This window comes from Streptomyces sp. NPDC004284 (assembly GCF_042874035.1).
Classification (GTDB): domain Bacteria; phylum Actinomycetota; class Actinomycetes; order Streptomycetales; family Streptomycetaceae; genus Streptomyces.
Genome location: NZ_JBIAMJ010000004.1, coordinates 261,687 through 279,763 on the forward strand (window position 1 = coordinate 261,687; position 18,077 = coordinate 279,763).

Annotated in this window: 16 protein-coding genes; 6 read left to right on the top strand and 10 right to left on the bottom strand. The window is 73.9% G+C overall.

Going from position 1 to position 18,077, the window contains the following annotated elements; translation table 11 throughout:
- The first annotated feature begins 66 nt into the window (after nucleotides 1-66).
- The 3 genes from ACFYUS_RS13560 to ACFYUS_RS13570 are packed head-to-tail and all read left to right on the top strand — an operon-like array spanning nucleotide 67 to nucleotide 3,691.
- A complete protein-coding gene (locus tag ACFYUS_RS13560) occupies nucleotides 67-345 on the top strand; it encodes an SHOCT domain-containing protein (RefSeq protein WP_388849902.1) in 279 nt (92 codons plus the stop codon).
- Nucleotides 342-1,136 carry an ABC transporter ATP-binding protein gene (locus ACFYUS_RS13565; RefSeq protein ID WP_388849905.1) on the top strand — a complete coding sequence of 265 codons (795 nt, stop codon included), beginning with the start codon at nucleotides 342-344 and terminating at the stop codon, nucleotides 1,134-1,136. The genes ACFYUS_RS13560 and ACFYUS_RS13565 overlap by 4 nt, the downstream gene beginning before the upstream one ends.
- On the top strand, nucleotides 1,133-3,691 hold the full coding sequence (locus tag ACFYUS_RS13570) for an FtsX-like permease family protein (protein WP_388849909.1): 2,559 nt from the start codon (nucleotides 1,133-1,135) through the stop codon (nucleotides 3,689-3,691). The genes ACFYUS_RS13565 and ACFYUS_RS13570 overlap by 4 nt, the downstream gene beginning before the upstream one ends.
- Before the next feature lie 26 nt (nucleotides 3,692-3,717).
- Here ACFYUS_RS13570 and ACFYUS_RS13575 read toward each other — a convergent pair whose 3' ends face one another.
- Together ACFYUS_RS13575 and ACFYUS_RS13580 are read right to left on the bottom strand one after the other, a co-directional pair.
- Nucleotides 3,718-4,323, bottom strand: coding sequence for an ATP-binding protein (locus ACFYUS_RS13575; RefSeq protein ID WP_388849912.1), 606 nt, complete (start codon nucleotides 4,321-4,323; stop codon nucleotides 3,718-3,720).
- Nucleotides 4,324-4,495: 172 nt separating this feature from the next.
- Nucleotides 4,496-4,810, bottom strand: a complete 315-nt coding sequence (locus ACFYUS_RS13580) for a hypothetical protein (protein ID WP_388849915.1) — start codon at nucleotides 4,808-4,810, stop codon at nucleotides 4,496-4,498.
- A gap of 188 nt (nucleotides 4,811-4,998) precedes the next feature.
- Here ACFYUS_RS13580 and ACFYUS_RS13585 point away from each other — a divergent pair, with 188 nt between their 5' ends.
- A complete protein-coding gene (locus ACFYUS_RS13585; protein ID WP_388849918.1) occupies nucleotides 4,999-6,123 on the top strand; it encodes a PLP-dependent cysteine synthase family protein in 1,125 nt (374 codons plus the stop codon).
- Here ACFYUS_RS13585 and ACFYUS_RS13590 read toward each other — a convergent pair.
- The 4 genes from ACFYUS_RS13590 to ACFYUS_RS13605 all read right to left on the bottom strand — a co-directional run bounded on the left by ACFYUS_RS13590 (nucleotide 6,083) and on the right by ACFYUS_RS13605 (nucleotide 8,700).
- The gene (locus ACFYUS_RS13590; RefSeq protein WP_388849921.1) at nucleotides 6,083-6,583 is read right to left on the bottom strand and encodes an SRPBCC family protein; all 501 of its coding nucleotides are present in this window, start codon (nucleotides 6,581-6,583) and stop codon (nucleotides 6,083-6,085) included. The genes ACFYUS_RS13585 and ACFYUS_RS13590 overlap by 41 nt on opposite strands.
- A gap of 121 nt (nucleotides 6,584-6,704) precedes the next feature.
- A complete protein-coding gene (locus ACFYUS_RS13595) occupies nucleotides 6,705-7,289 on the bottom strand; it encodes a hypothetical protein (RefSeq protein WP_388849924.1) in 585 nt (194 codons plus the stop codon).
- Nucleotides 7,290-7,420: 131 nt separating this feature from the next.
- Nucleotides 7,421-7,876: an SRPBCC family protein gene (locus tag ACFYUS_RS13600; protein ID WP_388849927.1), complete on the bottom strand. Its 456-nt coding sequence runs from the start codon at nucleotides 7,874-7,876 to the stop codon at nucleotides 7,421-7,423.
- The gene (locus tag ACFYUS_RS13605; RefSeq protein ID WP_388849930.1) at nucleotides 7,873-8,700 is read right to left on the bottom strand and encodes a DeoR/GlpR family DNA-binding transcription regulator; all 828 of its coding nucleotides are present in this window, start codon (nucleotides 8,698-8,700) and stop codon (nucleotides 7,873-7,875) included. The genes ACFYUS_RS13600 and ACFYUS_RS13605 overlap by 4 nt, the downstream gene beginning before the upstream one ends.
- A 134-nt stretch (nucleotides 8,701-8,834) precedes the next feature.
- On the opposite strand from ACFYUS_RS13605, the gene ACFYUS_RS13610 reads away from it, so the two are divergent.
- On the top strand, nucleotides 8,835-11,219 hold the full coding sequence (locus ACFYUS_RS13610; protein ID WP_388849933.1) for a hypothetical protein: 2,385 nt from the start codon (nucleotides 8,835-8,837) through the stop codon (nucleotides 11,217-11,219).
- On the opposite strand, the gene ACFYUS_RS13615 is transcribed toward ACFYUS_RS13610, so the two are convergent.
- The 4 genes from ACFYUS_RS13615 to ACFYUS_RS13630 form a co-directional block, all read right to left on the bottom strand.
- The gene (locus tag ACFYUS_RS13615; protein ID WP_388849936.1) at nucleotides 11,189-13,597 is read right to left on the bottom strand and encodes a right-handed parallel beta-helix repeat-containing protein; all 2,409 of its coding nucleotides are present in this window, start codon (nucleotides 13,595-13,597) and stop codon (nucleotides 11,189-11,191) included. The genes ACFYUS_RS13610 and ACFYUS_RS13615 overlap by 31 nt on opposite strands.
- A 213-nt stretch (nucleotides 13,598-13,810) precedes the next feature.
- Nucleotides 13,811-14,419, bottom strand: coding sequence for a hypothetical protein (locus ACFYUS_RS13620; RefSeq protein WP_388849939.1), 609 nt, complete (start codon nucleotides 14,417-14,419; stop codon nucleotides 13,811-13,813).
- A gap of 116 nt (nucleotides 14,420-14,535) precedes the next feature.
- Complete coding sequence (locus tag ACFYUS_RS13625) at nucleotides 14,536-15,357, bottom strand: MOSC domain-containing protein (protein WP_388849942.1); 822 nt, start codon at nucleotides 15,355-15,357, stop codon at nucleotides 14,536-14,538.
- Nucleotides 15,358-15,409: 52 nt separating this feature from the next.
- Nucleotides 15,410-15,904 (bottom strand): DUF6643 family protein, encoded by a 495-nt coding sequence (locus tag ACFYUS_RS13630; protein ID WP_388849945.1) that lies wholly within the window; start codon nucleotides 15,902-15,904, stop codon nucleotides 15,410-15,412.
- Between the two features lie 460 nt (nucleotides 15,905-16,364).
- On the opposite strand from ACFYUS_RS13630, the gene ACFYUS_RS13635 reads away from it, so the two are divergent.
- Nucleotides 16,365-18,032: a M4 family metallopeptidase gene (locus tag ACFYUS_RS13635; RefSeq protein ID WP_388849948.1), complete on the top strand. Its 1,668-nt coding sequence runs from the start codon at nucleotides 16,365-16,367 to the stop codon at nucleotides 18,030-18,032.
- Nucleotides 18,033-18,077: the final 45 nt, after the last annotated feature.

Sequence of the window (18,077 nt, forward strand, 5' to 3'; positions counted from 1 at the left end):
CGACCCGGACCCCCTTCCGGAGGGAGCCTCGAAGCACGACAACACACCGAGGAGCTCTGAACCCTCATGAACACACTCGCCCACGCGGGCCCCGGCCCGTGGGTCCTCTTCTTCCCCCTCGTCTGGGCCGCCGTCGTCATCGGCATCGTCACCGTCGCCCGCCGCGTCGGCCGGCGCCGGGGCCGGCCGTGGCGCGACAGCGGGCCGGACGAGCGCTCGCCCATCGCCCTGCTCGGCCACCGCTTCGCGGCCGGGGAGATCGACGAGGAGGAGTACTGGCGGCGCCTGAGCGTCCTGGAGGAGCAGTTCGGCCGCGCCGCGGACCCCAAGGGGCGCCGGACATGACCACCACCACCACCGCCCGGCACCCCGCCGCCCGCGTCGTCGACGCCGTCAAGGTCTACGGGCGCGGCGACACCGAGGTCAGGGCCCTGGACGGGGTGAGCGTCGACTTCCCGGCCGGCCGCTTCACCGCCGTCATGGGCCCCTCCGGCTCCGGCAAGTCCACCCTGATGCACTGCGCCGCCGGCCTCGACACCCTCACCTCCGGCGCCGCCCTCGTCGGCGACACCGACCTGTCCACCCTCGACGACCGGCGCCTGACCCTGCTGCGCCGCGACCGGATCGGCTTCGTCTTCCAGGCCTTCAACCTGCTCCCGACGCTCACCGTCGCCGAGAACATCACCCTCCCGCTCGACCTCGCCGGCCACCCCGTCGACCGGGAGCGGTTCGACCGGCTCGTCGACACCGTCGGCCTGCGCGACCGCCTCCACCACCGGCCGGGCGAACTCTCCGGCGGACAGCAGCAGCGCGTCGCCGTCGCCCGGGCCTTCGCCGGCGACCCCGACGTCGTCTTCGCCGACGAACCCACCGGCAACCTCGACTCCCGCTCCGGCGAGGAGGTCCTGCGCCTCCTCGGCCGTACGGTCCGCGAGACCGGCCGTACGGTCGTCATGGTCACCCACGACCCGGTCGCCGCCGCCCACGCCGACGAGGTGATCTTCCTCGCGGACGGCCGGCTCGTCGACCGCATGACCGGCCCCACGGCCGACCGCGTCCTCGACCGCATGAAGGCCTTCGACGCCGGAGCGGCGGCGGACGGCGCCCCCGTCCTGTCCTCCGGAGGCGCGCCATGAGCACCCCCGCCGTCCTCCGTCTCGCCCGGTCCTCGCTCCGGGCCCACCGGCGGCGCTTCCTCGGCACCTTCGCCGCCGTCCTCCTCGGCGTCGCCTTCCTCACCGGCACCCTCGTCATGGGCGACACCCTCCGCGCGAGCTTCGACTCGATGTTCACCAGCGCCACCCGGGGCACGGACGCCATCGTCCGCAGCTCCGTCACCGTGACCGCCGCCGGCGAGGCCCAGGGCAGCCGCGGCCCCGTCGACGCGGCCCTCGCCGAGCGCCTCTCCAAGGTCCCCGGGGTCGCCGCCGCCGCGCCCCGGATCGAGGGCGCGGGCCAGCTGCTCGCCGCCGACGGCACCCCGGTCGGCGGCAAGGGCCCGCCCACCCTCGCGGGCAACTGGATCGAGGACCCGGCCCTCAACCCGTACCGCCTCGCGGAAGGCCGCGCGCCGCACGCCCCCGGCGAGGTCGTCGTCAACCGGGGCGCCGCGAAGACGGCCGGTCTCGCCGTCGGCGACACCACGGTCCTGCGCGCCCCCGACCCGGTGAAGGTCACCGTCGTCGGCCTGGTCACCTTCGGCGGCGCGGACGGCATGGGGCAGGTCACCTGGACCGGGCTCACCCGCGCCGACGCCGAGAAGTACCTGACCGCGCGCCCCGGCGAGGCGACGAGCATCGCCGTACGGGCCGGGCCCGGCGTCTCCCAGGAGGAGCTGGTCGCCGCGCTGGGGCCCGCGCTTCCCGACGGCGTCGAGGCGGTCACCGGACAGCAGGCCGCCGAGGAGAACACCGAGATGGTCTCCGGCCGCTTCCTCGACCTCTTCACCACTTTCCTGCTGGTGTTCAGCGGGGTCGCCGTCCTCGTCTCCGTCTTCACCATCCACAACACCTTCGCCGTCCTCGTCGCCCAGCGGACCCGCGAGAACGCCCTGCTCCGCGCGATCGGCGCCGCCCGCCGCCAGATCGTCACCGGCACCCTCGCCGAGGCGCTCGCCGTCGGACTGCTCGCCTCCCTCGCCGGGCTCCTCACCGGGATCGGCGTGGCCGCCGGGCTCCAGGCGCTGTTCCCCGCGATCGGCTTCCCCTTCCCCGAGGGCGACCTCGTCGTGTCCGCCACCTCGCTCGTCCTGCCGCTCGGCGTCGGGCTCGCGGTCTGCGCCGGTTCGGCGCTCCTGCCGGCCGTACGGGCCGGGCGCACGGCCCCGCTCGCCGCGCTCCGCGAGACGGACGTGGACGACTCGGGCACCTCACGGCGCCGCGCCCTGACCGGCGGCGTCCTGCTGGCCACGGCCGTCGGCACGGTCCTCGCCGGGGTCCTCGGCACCCCGTCTCTGTGGCTCGCCGCCGCCGGGGCGGTGCTCGCCGTCGCCGCGTTCGTCGTGCTCGGACCGGTCGCCGCCTCGCTCGCCGTACGGGTCCTCGGCCGCCCCCTGCGCGGGGTCAACCGCGGGCTCGCCCGCCGCAACGCGCTGCGCAGCCCGGGCCGCACGGCGGCGACCGCCACGGCCCTGATGATCGGGGTCGCCGTCGTCACCCTCTTCACGGTCTTCGGCGCCTCCCTCAAGACGACCATGGACCGGACCGTGGACCGCTCCTTCGCCGGCGACGTGGCCATCGGCACGCCCTCGTTCGGCGCGGGCGGCAGCGGGCTCAGCCCCCGCCTGGCCCCGGCGGTCGCCGCGCTCCCGGAGGTCGACACGGCCGTGGGCCTGGGGCGGGGCGTCGCCGAGGTGGACGGCCGGGGCCGCGCGCTCACCGTCACCGACCCGGCCGCGCTCGCCCGGGTGCTCGACCTGGGGGCGGTGCGGGGCTCCCTCGCCGGACTCGGTACGGACGGCCTCGCCGTCGCCGCCGACGAGGCCGCCGCCTCCGGTCTGGCACCGGGCGGGACCGCCCTGCTGACGTTCACCGACGGCAGCCGGCACACCTTCACGGTCCGCGCGGTCTACGAGCGCTCCGACCTCGCCGGCGACTACCTCGTCACCCGGGCGGCCTGGGCCCCGCACCGTACCCAGGACTCCGACCGGCTGGTCGCCGTCTCCTTCGCCGACGGCGTCTCCGCCGAGAAGGGCAAGGCCGCCGTGACGGCGGTCGCCGACCGGTACGGCCATCCGGCGGTGCAGACCCGGGCGGAGTACGCGGCGGCGTCGGCGGGCGGCATCGACATGATGCTCACCCTCGTCTACGCGCTCCTCGCGCTCGCCGTCCTCATCGCGCTGCTCGGCATCGCGAACACGCTGACCCTCTCGGTCCACGAACGGACCCGCGAACTGGGCCTGTTGCGGGCCGTCGGGCAGACCCGGGCCCAACTGCGGGCCATGGTCCGCTGGGAGTCCGTCCTCGTCGCCGCCTTCGGGACGGTCGGCGGACTGGTCCTCGGCGGCTTCCTCGGCTGGGTCCTCGTCCGCGCCTCGGGCGGCTCGGGCGACAGTGCCCTCGCCTTCGCCGTACCGGCGCCGCGGCTCGCGGCCGTGGCCCTGGTCGGTCTGGTGGCGGGAGCCGTGGCGGCCTGGCGCCCGGCCCGCCGGGCGGCCCGCCTGGAGATCCTCCGGGCGATCGCCACGGAGTGAGCGCCGGGAGCGTCCGTCGGGGCCCTTCAGCCCGCCCGGCCCGCCAGGACCGGGCGGGCCACCGACGGAGCGGGGAGCGGCTCGGCCGGGGCGCTGAGCGGCACACCGGGGAGCCGGCTGTAGCCGACGCCCGCGAACGGGTTCTCGACCGCGACGCCGTACCCGGCGTGCGCGCGCTCCTCGACGGGGTCGGCGCAGGGCGGAGCCGTGAGGGTGAACCACACGACCTTCCCGTCGGCGCCGCACGGCCGGATGCCCCAGCTCTCGCTGACCGCATCGACGATGCCGAGCCCCCGGCCGGAGGTGGCGAGCGCGTCGATGTCGTCGGCCACGTCGAACGCGCCGAACGGATCGAGGGCGCTCCCGACCTCGGGGAGGCGGGGATCGTGGTCGCGGACGGAGACGGTGAGCCGGTCGAGCAGCAGCTCGATCTCGACCCTGCACCCCTTGTCCGGCTGGGCGTGACGGTGCACGTTCGTCAGCAGCTCGGTCACACCGAGGACGGCCTGGTCCACCAGGGCGTCCAGCTGCCAATGTCGAAGGTGCGCGGAGATGATGCGGCGGACCTGTCCGATCCGCGACGGCAGGGCCTGAAGCTCCACCGCGTAGTACCTGCTCGGCTCGCTGATCACGGCTGCGACTCCCCGAAGTGGTCCGGAAGAAGACGAAGATTCGGATCTGTCAATGCGGTACAGAAGGAGTGGAGACCTGATCGCAGCGTCACCACCGCTGAACCCTCAGTGAGGTGGGTTCCAGCCTGGACCAGCCGTGACCGCCCCGCAACTCGCCGCGAGCCGCCGCAGCTCAGGACCGTCGCGCGGCCTTCCTCAGCGCGGCGAGGAAACGGCCCGAGGCCTCCGCCTCGCCGCCGTGACCGCCGTCGGAGTGCAGCGTCAGCCGGTACCGCGTCCCGTTCACGGTCGCCACCGTCTCGTCCGCCTTCGCGAACCACGGCCGCCCCGCCCGTACCGCCGACACCGGCGCGCTGTCGATCTCGCTGCCGTAACTCGTCAGGAGCGCGAGACGGCCGTCCTCGATCCGCACCTCGCCCGCGCGCGTCAGTGAACGCGGCCAGCGCGCGATCCGTACGCCCCTGGCGCTGAACTCCGGCTCCGCCATGCCGATCCGCCCCTTTCACCCGCTTGTCGTACCCAGTGTGCCGGGCCGCCGCCACCCGCACCAGTGGCCCTCCGCCGACCCGCCCACAAGGCAGGCCTATGGATCGTCAAAGAGAACGTTTGCCCAGGTGAGAGCGGTATTGTCGGCAGTGGGAGACCCCCTGAGGCGACACACGGACAGAGGTACGGATGAGCACCACCCACGAGAGTGCGGCCACGGCCACGATCGATGTCGACCGCAGCGACCCGGCGTACCGGGCCTGGCTGAAGGAGGCCGTGCGCAAGGTCCAGGCCGACGCCAACCGCTCCGCCGACACCCATCTGCTGCGCTTCCCCCTCCCCGAGAAGTGGGGCATCGACCTCTACCTCAAGGACGAGTCGACCCACCCCACCGGAAGCCTCAAGCACCGCCTCGCCCGCTCCCTCTTCCTGTACGGGCTCTGCAACGGCTGGATCCGCCCCGGGAAGCCCGTCATCGAGGCCTCCAGCGGCTCGACCGCCGTCTCCGAGGCGTACTTCGCGAAGCTCATCGGCGTCCCCTTCATCGCCGTCATGCCGCGCACCACCAGCCCCGAGAAGTGCCGGCTCATCGAGTTCCACGGCGGGCAGTGCCACTTCGTCGACGACTCGCGGACCATGTACGAGGAGGCCGCCGCCCTCGCCGAGCGCACCGGCGGCCACTACATGGACCAGTTCACCTACGCGGAGCGGGCCACCGACTGGCGCGGCAACAACAACATCGCCGAGTCGATGTACCAGCAGCTGAGGCTGGAGCGGTACCCGGAGCCCGCCTGGATCGTGGCCACCGCCGGCACCGGCGGCACCTCGGCGACCATCGCCCGCTACGTCCACTACATGCAGCACGACACCCGGATCTGCGTCGCCGACCCCGAGAACTCCTGCTTCTTCGACGGCTGGACGCACCACGACCCGGGCGCCACCGCCGACTGCGGCTCGCGGATCGAGGGCATCGGCCGTCCCCGCATGGAGCCCAGCTTCGTGCCGGGGGCCGTCGACCGCATGATGAAGGTCCCCGACGCGGCGAGCGTCGCCGCCGTCCGCGCCCTGGAGACCGCGATCGGCCGCAAGGCGGGCGGCTCCACCGGCACCGGCCTGTGGAGCGCCTTCAAGATCGTGGCCGAGATGGTCGCCCACGAGCGCACCGGCAGCGTCGTCACCCTCATCTGCGACCCGGGCGAGCGGTACCTCGACAAGTACTACTCCGACGACTGGCTGGCCGCCCAGGGCCTGGACATCGCCCCGTACACGGCCGCTATCGAGCGCTTCCTGACGACGGGGGCCTGGCCGGAGTGAGCCGCCGGTCGAGCCGTCGCGCCGCGTCCCGGAACGAGTACCCCACGCCGGGCGCCGCGAGGCGCAGCGCGAACCGGAACGGGGCGGCGCCGTCGGCGGCCATGGTCCAGCGCAGCCGGGTGCCCGTCCCGGCGGGGGAGAGGACCCACTCCTCCGCCATGGCCGTCACGCCGGGGGCGTTCGTCGCGTCCACCCGGTACGCGTAGCGGAGATCGGGCTCGGAGGCCAGGATCGTCTCGTCGAAGGCGACCCCGCCGCGGAGCCGGACGGTCCGGCCCGCGCCGTCGCCCGTCGGGACGGCGGAGGTCACGGCGGTGAACCAGGACGGCAGGCTCCCTATCTCCACGGCCACCGACCGGTAGACGGCGGGCGGGGGTGCGGCGAGGGTCGCGGTGAAGACCAGGCGGACGGGCGCGGAGGTGGTGAAGTCGAGCTCCACCGGCTCGAGTCGGCGTGCCATGGACCCTCCTGGGGGACGCGAGTGGAGTGAGCACCCTAGCTGACGCGCCGTCAGCAGCACAGAGGGGCCCAGCCGACCGGGCCCCTCTGTGGCGAGTGCGTACCGGGTCACCCGGCGGCGGTCACCACTGGCAGTGGACGTGCCTCTTGTGGCCCTTGTCGCCCGGGCCGAAGACCTTCGAGGCCCCGAGCTTGCGGCAGGCCTTCATGAATCCCTGGTGATCGGCCTTCTCGCCCACGTGGCGACCGTTGATCCAGGTCACGTCGATCGCGCGGCCCGTGTAGTGCTTGGACGTGTGGCTGCCGTGCTTTCCGCCGACGATCTCGGAGATCTGGAACTTGTAGTGGTACTGGGTGCTGAGCTTCAGGGCGCCGTTGAGCATCTTCGTGTCGAGCGCCACCCGCGCGCCCTTCTTGTGGCCCCAGGGGCTGGTCCTGGCCAGGCGTCCGTTGGAGACGTCGATCAGGTTCTGCTTCGGGAGGGAGGCCTTGTCGGTGTCGTCCTGGTGCGCCGTGGCATAGGTGATGCCCTTCGCGTTCAGGACGGAACGGGCCAGACGGGCCGACTCGTTCGCCACCTTCGCGGGTGCGTGGTGCCGGGCCGGTGCTCCGTGCTTCCCGGGGGACGGCTCCGCCGTCGCGGTCGGCCCGGCGGCGAGAGCGGCGGCCGAGACGGTCGACGCGACGGCGACGGCGAGTCGATTCATCGATGGTTCTCATTCCTCTGTTGACGGCAGGGTTGATCAAGAGGAAAGCAGCTGGCCGGGCGATTTCCGGCAAAAAGGGATCTTTCCCACCCGATCGTGGGACTCCACGTCAACATCCTGTCCGGCAGGGCCTACTCGTTCGGGCTACCGCCCCTGCGCAGCAGCCCGTCCACCGCCCGTCCGAACACGAACCGTCCCGCGTGGGCCAGCACCGGATCGAAGGCCCGGGGCAGCCCCCGTACCGAAAGCTCCTCCGTCCACACCACGCGGCTGCCGCCGTCCGGCGTCTCCGTCACCTCGATGCGTGCCCAGCCCCGTACGGCCCGGCCGTACTTGTCCAGGCGGCAGACGCCGGGGCGGCCGGACGCCGGGGGTTCCCAGCGCACGACCTCCATCGGGTCGTCGAAGGAAAGACGGCCGATGCCGGTCCTGGCGGTGAACCGCGTCCCCGCCCCGTTCGGTCCCGGCGTCAGCACCCTCGTCCGGGTCAGTGGCACCTGGCGGCCGTGCGCCGGCCAGTCCGTGAGCCGGCGCCACACCTCCTGCGGTGCCTGCGGCATCGTCCGCTCGACCCGGAACAGGCTCACGCCTGGTCCTCGCCCGCGACCGCGAGGCCCGGCAGGTGTTCCACGACCTCGGCGCGCACCCCCTCCGGCAGCCCCCGGTCCGTCACCCACGTGTCGACCTCGTCCAGCGCGGCGAAGGAACTCAGGCCCACCGTGCCCCACTTGGTGTGGTCCGCGACCACCACGACCCGCCGCGCCGAGCGCATCAGGCACCGGTTGGTCTCGGCCTCCGCCAGGTTCGGCGTGGAGAGCCCGGCCTCCACCGACACGCCGTGCACGCCGAGGAAGAGCAGGTCGAAGTGGAGCGAGCGGATCGCCCGGTCCGCCACCGGCCCCACCAGCGCGTCGGACGGCGTCCGCACCCCGCCCGTCAGGACGACCGTCGCCGCCCCGCGCCGCGCCTCGCCCCCGGCGCCCGGCTGCTGCGCCTCGTGGAACACGTCGGCGACCCGCACCGAGTTGGTGACCACCGTCAGGTCCGGCACGTCCAGGAGGTGCCGGGCGAGCGCGTAGGTCGTCGTCCCGCCCGAAAGGGCGATGGCCGTGCCCGGGGCGACGAGGGCGGCCGCCGTCCGGGCGATCTCGTCCTTGGCGCTCGGTTCGAGCACCGACTTGGCCTCGAAGCCCGGCTCGTGCGTGCTCGCCTCGACCACCGGAACGGCCCCGCCGTGCACCTTCGCGACCATGCCCTGCCGGGCCAGCGCGTCCAGGTCGCGACGGATCGTCATGTCCGAGACGTTCAGACGCCGGGTCAGCTCGTTGACCCGTACACCGCCGCGCCGCCGTACTTCGTCCAGGATCAGGGCACGCCGCTGCTCCGCGAGGAGGTTCTGGTTGTCAGTCACCGCCGGGGCCGGTCCTTCCGCAGGAGACAAGGGGATGAGTGTCGGATTCGGTGAGAGACCGTGCGCGGTCGCACGGCCTTCCGCGATCCTGTTGCCGACGTCGCATCTTCCCACCCTGAGAGGAGGTCCCCTCAGTGTCCCCTGCCACACCCGCTCCGGAGAGCGGGGGCGCGGCGCTCGAACTCCTCGTCCACGGAGTCGGCGGAGCCACCCCCGAGTCGATGCTCGACGACCCCAGGACCGTCCGGGTCACCGGCGACCGGACCGCCGCCGTGTACCGGCGCGGCGAGGACCTCGACGCCGAGGACCATCCCGAGCGGTACGCGGCCCGGCCCGTCCCGGAGGCGTACTGCTGGTCCAACCTGACCTCCGGCGACGGCGCCCGCGCCCTGTGGCTGCTGCTCCTGCCCTTCATGGTGGCCAACCTGGCGCACTGGATGCGGCCGCCCGCCCAGGGCCGACCGGGGCTCGTACGGCTCTACGGGGTCCTCGTCCGGCTCGTCGCCCTCACCCTCACCGTGCTCCTCACCGCCGCCGCCTGCGAGGTCGCGCTCGACCTGACGGCCTGGCAGTGCGCCGCCACCACCGCCTGCACCGACGCGCACTCCTGGCTCGGCTTCCTCGCCGAGGCCCGCGGCGGCTGGTGGGCCCCGCCCGGCCGCCGCCTCGCCCTCGCCGCCCTCGTGCCGACCGCGCTCGTCGGCCTGCTCTGGTACCTCTCCAACCGGACCTGGAGCGCGTACGAGGCGCAGCGCCCGCCCACCGGATACGACGCCTCCGTCCCCGAGACCACGGCCGACACGGAGGCCGCGGACGCCGCCGACCCCGCGGGACCCGTCGAACTCCGCCCCGCCCTCGGCCGCCCCGGCTTCTGGTACGGCCGCCGGCTCGTCGCCCGCCTCAGGGCCGCCCACACCGCCGCCGGCTTCCTCACCGTCGCCGCCGCCCTCGGCACGGCCACCGCCCACCACGACACCGGCGCCCCGGGCCCGGGCACCGCCCTCGGCTGGGCCCTCCGGGCCGCCGTCGCCGTCCTCGCCGTCGTCGTGGTCTGGGTCGTCTGCCGGCGCGGCCGCAGCGAGAGCCGCCTCGACCTGCGCGTCGAACGCGCCCTCGTCACCTGGCTCCCCGCCGCCTCCCTCACCCTGCTCGCCCTCACCGCCCTGCACGCCGGCTGGTCCCGCCCCGTCCGGCCCTCCTCCGGAACCCTCCCCGGCGACGCCGTCTTCGGCGCCCTCACCCTCGCCCAGGGCGGCCTCGTCGTCGCCCTCGGCGTCGTCGCCCTGCTCCTCCAGCGGCCCGGCGGGGAACCCCGCACCGCGCTGCGCGGACTCGGCGGACCCGCCGTCGCCATGCTCGCCTGCGCCCTCGGCGGGGTCATGTCCGGGGGAGTGGCGCAGCGGGTCGCCGACTGGCTCGACGGCCCGGCAGCCCGGGGCGGTGCCCGCATCGGCCCGCCCGTCCTCCTCAGCTGGCAGGCCTCGGCCATCCCCGTCCTGCTCCTGCTGCTCGTCGTCCCGGCCGCCCTTCTGGGCGCCCGGACCGTGCTCGACGCCCGGCGGCTGCGCCCCTCCGTCGAGGCCGACTACGACGCCGCCGGCGAACCCGACCCGGTCCGTACGGGGCAGATCGCGGCCGACCGCGCCCGCGCCGCGCTCACCGACTCCGCGCCCGTCCTCGTCGGCGTCGTCTCCGGCGCGACCCTGCTCCTCGGGGCCGCGTCCGTGGCGGGCGCCTGGGCCAGCGGCAACGTCCCGGGGCGGGCCTTCGACGGGGCCCACCCCGCGATCGCCTCCCTCGCCTCCGCCACCCAGGCCCTCGGCTCCTGGATGATCGGCCTCGGCTTCCTGCTCTTCGTCACCTGGGGCCGCCGCGCCTACAAGGACCCCGCCGCCCGCCGCACCATCGGCATCCTCTGGGACGTCGGCACCTTCTGGCCCCGCGCCGCCCACCCCTTCGCCCCGCCCTGCTACGCCGAGCGGGCGGTCCCCGACCTGACCTGGCGGATGAGCTCCTGGACCCGCGGCACCGGCGGCCGGCTCGTCATCTCCGGGCACTCCCAGGGCAGCGTCCTCGCCGCGGCCGCCGTCTGGCAGCTCCAGCCCGCCACCCGGAGCCGGGTCGCCCTGCTCACCTACGGCTCACCCCTGGAACGGCTCTACGGCCGTTGGTTCCCCGCCTACTTCGGCCCCGAGGCGCTGCGCGCCCTGAACCGCACGGTGCACTGCTGGAGCAACCTCTACCGGGCCACCGACCCCATCGGCGGTCCGGTCAGGGTCCCCGCCGAGGACGGCCGCCCGGCCGTCGACGGAGCGGTGCTGCTCGACCCGGTCGCCTACGGCCGCACCCGCGCGCACCCGCTGCCCGAACCGATCCTGGGCCACTCCGACTACCAGGCCGACCCGGCGTTCGCCCGCCACCGCTCCGCACTCCTCGACCGGCTCCCGCCCGCCCTGCCCCGTCAGCGCGTGCCCGACGAGGAAGCGGATCACGGAAGTTCGGGCAGGTCCTCCGGATAGAGCAGCGTCAGGTCGTCCGTGCTCGCCTCGGCGAGCGCGGCGACCCGGCCCGCGTGCCGCTCCACCATCGACTCGAAGGTCTGCCGCGCCGTGCGGCCGTTGCCGAACGCCGGGCCCTTGGGGAGCTTCTCGAAGTACGCGAGCAGCGCCTCGTCCGTGCCGGGGGAGAGCCGGTACTCGTGCTCGTCCGCCTGCTGGCCGACGATCCGGAGGAGTTCCTCCGGCGCGTAGTCGCCGAAGGTGATGGTCCGCGAGAAGCGCGAGGCCACACCGGGGTTGACGGTGAGGAAGCGCTCCATCTCCGCCGTGTACCCGGCGACGATGACGACCACCGCGTCCCGGTGGTCCTCCATCAGCTTCACCAGCGTGTCGATCGCCTCGCGGCCGAAGTCCCGCCCCGAGTCCTCCGGCGACAGCGCGTACGCCTCGTCGACGAACAGGACGCCGCCGCGCGCCCGGTCGAAGGCCTCCTGCGTACGGATCGCCGTCGAGCCGATGTGCTCGCCGACCAGGTCCACCCGGGAGACCTCCACCAGGTGCCCGCGCTCCAGGACCCCGAGCGAGGCGAGGATCTCGCCGTACAGCCGGGCCACCGTCGTCTTGCCCGTGCCCGGGTTGCCCGTGAAGACGAGGTGGCGGCGGACCGAGGCCGCCTTCAGCCCGGCCTCCTGGCGCCGGCGCCCCACCTCGATCATGTTGGTGAGGGTCCGCACCTCCAGCTTGACGCTCTCCAGACCCACCAGGGCGTCCAGCTCGCCGAGCACGTCCTGCGAGGAGCGGGCCTGTGGCGCGGGCTCCGGCGCGGCCGGCGCGGCCGGGGCCTGGGGGCGCGGCGCGGGCACCGTGCCGAGCAGCCCCGCCGACTGGGTGGCCGTCAGGACCGTGCCGCCGTCGGGCACGGAGGAGCGGACGGCGCTCTCGTCGCTGGTGCAGTCCTGCGCGCTCGCGCCCTCCTCGGGGAACTCGTAACCGCCGCGCGCGCACCGCTCCGTACGGCACTTGCGCAGGATCGTCCGGCAGCCGTCCGTGACGTGGAAGCCGTACCCGCCGCTGCCCGTCACCCGGCAGCCGTGGAAGGAGCCGCGGCCCTCCGCCGACACGTAGAAACCGGCCTCGGCGGGCGAGGTGACCACGCACCGGTCGATCGTGGGGTCGGCGCCCTTGGTGACGATGACCCCGGTCTGCACCGAGTCGATCGTGCAGCCGCCGAGGGTGCCGCCGCTGCCGTGGTCCCGGAACCAGGCGCCCGTGGAGGCCTCCCGGATCCGGCAGTCGTCGAGCTGGGCCGTGGCCCCGTCGCTCACCGACACCGCCGTGTTCCGCACCTGCGTCAGATCGCTGTCGACGACGTCCACGCGCGAGCCCCGGTCGAGGACGAACAGGGCGTCCGGCACGTCGTGCACCCGGCAGGCGTCGAGGACGGCGGTCGCCCCGTCGCTCACCCACACCGCCGGGTAGTCGCCCGTGCTGTCGTGGATCTCGCACTGGTTGGCGTCCACCCGCGTCCCCGGGTCCCACACCGACAGGCCGTTGCGCCCGAAGCGGCGGACCGTCGACCGGGTCAGCGTCAGGACCGAACGCGAGCGCAGGTCCACCGCGTTCTCCGGGACGTCGTGGATGTCGCAGTCCGAGAGGGTCAGCACCGCGTCCGTGTCGAGCGTGATGCCGTCCGCCGACGTCCGGTGCACCGAGGAGTCGGTGAGGTGGGCGGCGGCGCGGGCCGCGATCTGCAGACCGGCGCCCTTGATCTCGTACACCTCGCAGCCGACGCCCTCCAGGCCGCTGCCCTCGCCGGTCACGGCGATCCCGGCGCCGGAGGCGTGGTGCACCCGGCAGCGCTCCAGGCGTGGATGCGCCCCGCCGCGCACCGAGACGCCGGCCTGTCCGGCGGAGACCACCTCGCACTCCTCGAAGACGCCGCCCGCGCCGTCGAGCACGGCGATGCCGACCCCGGCCGGATTGTCGACCGTGCAGCGGCGGACCGTCGGCCGGGCGGCGCCCCGCACCTCGATCCCGGCGGCCGAGCGGGTCGTGATCCGCAGGTCGAGCAGTTCGGGCGTGCCGTCCTCGACGAGCAGCGCGGGCGCGGCCACGTCCTGCCCCTCGATGTGCAGGTCCTGCACGGTGACGGAGGCCCGGAGGGTCAGCGGCACCCCGTCCGGGGGCGCGATCCGCACCGAGCCGACCCCGCCCTCGGGGCCGCGCAGGGTGACGGCCCGCCGGATCACGAGGTTCTCCCGGTAGGTGCCGGGCGCGACGGTGAGCACGTCCCCGTCGCCCGCGGCCTCCAGGGCGGCGGCGAGAGAGGGGTACTCACCCGTGCGGCGCCTCCACCGCGATGTGCCGGTGTGCGTCACCTGGACCGTGCCCTGTGCCATGGGTGTGTCCTGCCCCCGCCTCATGCCTCGCCGCTGATCCGATGCCCCACCGTAGCGCGCGCGGGGCCACGGGGTTGACGGGTCGCCGACCCGCGCCCGCACGGGAGGCCGGCCACCGCCCGACACGCGTCACCGCCGGTCCGGGGTGGTCGGGAGCGGTCGGACTCGGTCGGGGGGCGGTCGAAGTCGGACGCGGGGCGCAGGGGGCCGCGGTCAGCTCCCCGTGCCCGTACGGCCCCAGTCGGGACCCGCCGCCGCCCACGCCCGGTCGAGGCGCGCGTACCGGCCGAGCACCAGTCTGCGGACGACGAGACGGCGGACGAGCTCCACCAGGAGACCGGCGAGCAGCGCGGCCGTCAGACCGGCGATGACCGCGTGCGCGCGAGCCGTCTCCTTCTGCATCGGCGGCCCCACCGGACGCCCGGTCCGGTCCGTCCAGAGCCGGAAGGCGGCCCCGGGCGCGGAGTGCTGCCGGGCCGTCGCCACCGTCCCCGTCCGGGCCGTGCCGTCCGGAGCGGTCCAGCGGGCCACCACGGAGCGCCGCAGCCGCTCCTCGCCGGCGGTCTCGACGGACTTGGGGCCGCTCACGGGGCCGTCGGCGAGCCGCACCACCCGGGCCGTCGTCGGCAGCCGCTGCTCCTGCTGCGTGCGGACCGCGCGCGACAGCGCGCCGTACGCCGAGGTGCCGACCGCCCAGCCCGCCAGGGGCACCGCGAGGCAGAGCAGGACGGCGGCCGCGAAGGCGGCCCACGCCTCGACGAGATCAGTGGTCCGGCGCAGGGGATTGTGCCGCCAGCGCCAGAGTCCGATGGCTGCGCGCACGTGGGGACCCCCTAGTTGTTCACCACTCCTCGTTCATCACTGCTCCAACGAGTGTGCCCCGGGCGTGGGTTCCCCGCCCGTCGGGCCGGTGAAGTGTGACGCGCGACCCTGGAGGATCAGTCCAGGATCTTCACGGTGTCGCCGACCCGGACCGTGCCGGTGTGCTCGGGGACGAGGTTCTGGCCGAAGATGACGCGGCCGTCGTCCTTGCGGTGCCGGGCGAGGGTCCGCAGGGGCTCCTTGCCCCGCTCGGCGGTGAGCTGGTCCGTCGTGGTGACCACGCAGCGCCCGCAGGGCCGGGCGACCCGGAAGGTGACCTCTCCGACGGCGAGCCGCTTCCAGCCGTCCTCCGCCCAGGGGGCGGTGCCCTCGATCACCAGGTTCGGCCGGAACCGGTTCATCGGCAGGGGGCCCTCGTCGGCGTGGTCGCCCTGGGCGATCAGGGAGTTGAGGGCGTCGAGCGAGGCGGTGGTGGCGACGAGCAGCGGGTAGCCGTCGGCGAAGCTCACGGTCTCGCCGGGCAGCGCGTAGTCGGGGTCGACCGGCCGCCGGTGCTCGGGCGCGTCCATGTGCACGAGCCGTACGTCGCTCTCCAGGTACGCGGAGAGCCAGGCGGCCGCGGCGGGACCGGCCGGGACCGCCTCCACGTGCTTGCCGAAGATCTCCACCGTGAGGGTGGGGGAGGGGTGCGGTACCTCGACCACCAGGGTGGGGTGCCCGGGAGCGGACAGGGAGACCCCGCCGCCCGGCAGCGGCTCGGCCGTGGCCAACGCCATCCGGGGGTGACGGCGTTGGGTCACGACCTCGTTCGCGGCGTCGACGACGGTCCAGCGACGGTCCCCGGCCAGCCCCCAGGGCTCCACCTCGGCTTCCGTGCGGGCCAGCGCGCGCATGGCTTTCACCGGGTGTATGTGGACGGAGCGGAGCACAGGAGTCATGCCCTCATCCTGCCAGCCGCTCCGGCCGACATCGGCCGGTGAGTGAAGCCGGTCAGTAACCCCCGCCCTGGTAGGGGCGGTTGTACGGGTCGTCGTACGGTGCGGGGGACGGGACCGGCGCGGGCCGCGGGGCCGCCGGACGCATCGCCTCGTAGCCGGCGGCGGCCGGGCGGGGCTGCTGCGGGTACTGGCCGCCCGGGTAGCCGCGCGGGGCCACCTGCTGCTGCGGGATGTACGGGGCCGGGGCGTGCTGCAGCGGGACGGGAGCCATCTGCGGCGCGGGCTGGGGGTAGCCGTAGCCGCCGTTGTGGGCGGGCGCGGGCTGCGGGGTGGGCGCCGCCGGGAGGGCGGGCAGTGCCGCGGGGAGCGCCGGCAGGTAGGAGTTGCTCACGGGGAAGCCGCTGCCGGTGTCGTAGGCGGCGGGCACTCGGATCGGGGCGATCTGAGGCGTGCCCCGCTCCGCGACCAGGGAGTCGTAGATCGGGGTGTCCGGGAAGGACGGCGCGGTGTGGAAACCGCCTCCATAGGTGGAGCGGGGGGAGGTCATGGCACATAAGTTAAGCCCACGATGTGCCGGTTGGGGAGTCCCCATCTTAGGGTCATCCGTTTTACGCTGTTTTTCACGCCCTGACCTGCCGAAACATTGTTAAAGGCTGCGTTAACGCCGGGGGCTTTTTCCTTCGCCGGAGGGACATCCGTCGACGCCGACCCAGGTGGCGGACTTTCGATCTTGAGTGTCTGAAACTCAGGATTATCGAGCTATTACCGAAAGTAACTGCGTGCCGGTGTGTTGCGGATTCCTGTGGCCGTCGTGTCGGTGTGTATCGGGATCTTGTCCTTCTGATGAAGTCGCGGGCGGCAAATCCGGCATCAGGGGGCGAACCATCTTTTGTGGTGCGTGACATGTGCGCGACGGGCTGCGAATGTCCCTGCCCATCAAGGCAGTCCTCCTTGAACGGGTGGGCGGCGATCCCGTCCAACTCCCCATGAATCCCTGGAGAAACCACATGTCCTCGCTCTCCCCCACCGGCGGCACCGCACGGCGTCTCGCCCTCACCTCCGGCGCCGTCGTCCTCACCGGCACCCTGATCGCCGCCGGCGCCGCCACCGCGTCGGCGGGTGCCGCTCCGAAGCCCTCCGGCGGCACGTCCACCGCGGCCACCGCCCAGTCGCTCGGTCTCGGCGCCAAGGAGGAACTGGTCGTCAAGGACGTCGTCACGGACGCCGACGGCACGGTCCACACCCGCTACGAGCGCACCTACGCCGGCCTTCCCGTCCTCGGCGGCGACCTCATCGTCCACCGCGCCGCCGGCGGCGCCGTCAAGGACGTCACCAAGGCCGTCAAGGCCGCCATCAAGGTCGCCTCGCTCACCCCCAGGCAGACCCCGACCTCCGCCAAGTCCGCCGCGGTCAAGGCCGCCAAGGCCGCGCGGACCACGGGTGCCGCCACCGGCGACGCCCCCCGCAAGGTCATCTGGGCCGCCGACGGCAAGCCGGTCCTCGCCTACGAGACCGTCGTCACCGGCACCCAGGACGACGGCGTCACCCCGAGCGTGCTGCGCGTCGTCACCGACGCCGATACCGGCAAGAAGCTGTACGAGCAGCAGCTGATCGACGACATAGCCGGCGGCATCACCGCCAAGGGCGGCTCCGCGGCCGCCAAGCCGGGCAACCCCCAGGTCGCCGCGGTCGGCACCGGCGCCGGCCAGTACAGCGGCACCGTCGGCCTCAACACCACCACGTCGACGAAGGGCTTCGACCTCGTCGACACCGTGCGCGGCGGCTCCAGCGTCCTCGACTTCCAGCACCGTACGAGCGGCAAGGGCGTCCTGTTCTCCGACGCGGACAACGCATGGGGCAACGGCACCTCCGCCGACAACCAGACCGCCGCCGTCGACGCCGCCTACGGCGCCGCCAAGACCTGGGACTTCTACAAGGACGTCCTGCACCGCAACGGCATCAAGAACGACGGCCGGGCCCCGGTCTCCCGGGTCCACTACGGCAGCGCCTACCAGAACGCCTCCTGGGACGACCGCTCCTTCACCATCAGCTACGGCGACGGCGCGAACGACCAGCACCCGCTGACCCAGCTCGACGTCGCCGGCCACGAGTTCAGCCACGGCGTCACCTCCGCCACCGCGGGCCTGCAGTACTCCGGCGAGTCCGGCGGCCTGAACGAGGCCACCTCGGACATCTTCGGCACCGCCGTGGAGTGGAACGCGAACAACGCCCAGGACAAGGGCGACTACCTGCTCGGCGAGAAGATCGACCTCTTCGGCAACGGCAAGCCGCTGCGCTACCAGGACCAGCCGAGCAAGGACGGCCGCGGTTCGGCCGACTACTGGAGCGCCGGGGTCGGCAACCTCAACGTGCACTACTCCTCCGGCGTCGCCAACCACTTCTTCTACCTGCTGTCCGAGGGCAGCGGCGCGAAGGACATCAACGGCGTGCACTACGACAGCCCGACCGTGGACGGCTCCACCGTCACCGGCATCGGCCGCGACAAGGCCGTGCAGATCTGGTACAAGGCGCTGACCACGTACTTCACCTCCACCACCGACTACCACGGCGCCCGTGAGGGCACCCTGAAGGCGGCCGCCGACCTCTACGGCGCGGGCAGCGCCGAGGTGAAGGCCGTGGACGCCGCCTGGGCGGGGGTGAACGTCAAGGCCTGAGCCGTACGGCGGTGAACGCGGGTGCGCAAGGGGGCGGTGTCCGGG

Bases quoted from the DNA above. Each gene is read 5' to 3' on its own strand.
- ACFYUS_RS13595 (WP_388849924.1), bottom strand. From the start codon at position 7,289: ATGAATCGACTCGCCGTCGCCGTCGCGTCGACCGTCTCGGCCGCCGCT.
- ACFYUS_RS13560 (WP_388849902.1), top strand. From the start codon at position 67: ATGAACACACTCGCCCACGCGGGCCCCGGCCCGTGGGTCCTCTTCTTC.
- ACFYUS_RS13590 (WP_388849921.1), bottom strand. From the start codon at position 6,583: ATGGCACGCCGACTCGAGCCGGTGGAGCTCGACTTCACCACCTCCGCG.
- ACFYUS_RS13570 (WP_388849909.1), top strand. From the start codon at position 1,133: ATGAGCACCCCCGCCGTCCTCCGTCTCGCCCGGTCCTCGCTCCGGGCC.
- ACFYUS_RS13635 (WP_388849948.1), top strand. From the start codon at position 16,365: ATGTCCTCGCTCTCCCCCACCGGCGGCACCGCACGGCGTCTCGCCCTC.
- ACFYUS_RS13585 (WP_388849918.1), top strand. From the start codon at position 4,999: ATGAGCACCACCCACGAGAGTGCGGCCACGGCCACGATCGATGTCGAC.
- ACFYUS_RS13615 (WP_388849936.1), bottom strand. From the start codon at position 13,597: ATGGCACAGGGCACGGTCCAGGTGACGCACACCGGCACATCGCGGTGG.
- ACFYUS_RS13630 (WP_388849945.1), bottom strand. From the start codon at position 15,904: ATGACCTCCCCCCGCTCCACCTATGGAGGCGGTTTCCACACCGCGCCG.
- ACFYUS_RS13565 (WP_388849905.1), top strand. From the start codon at position 342: ATGACCACCACCACCACCGCCCGGCACCCCGCCGCCCGCGTCGTCGAC.
- ACFYUS_RS13625 (WP_388849942.1), bottom strand. From the start codon at position 15,357: ATGACTCCTGTGCTCCGCTCCGTCCACATACACCCGGTGAAAGCCATG.
- ACFYUS_RS13580 (WP_388849915.1), bottom strand. From the start codon at position 4,810: ATGGCGGAGCCGGAGTTCAGCGCCAGGGGCGTACGGATCGCGCGCTGG.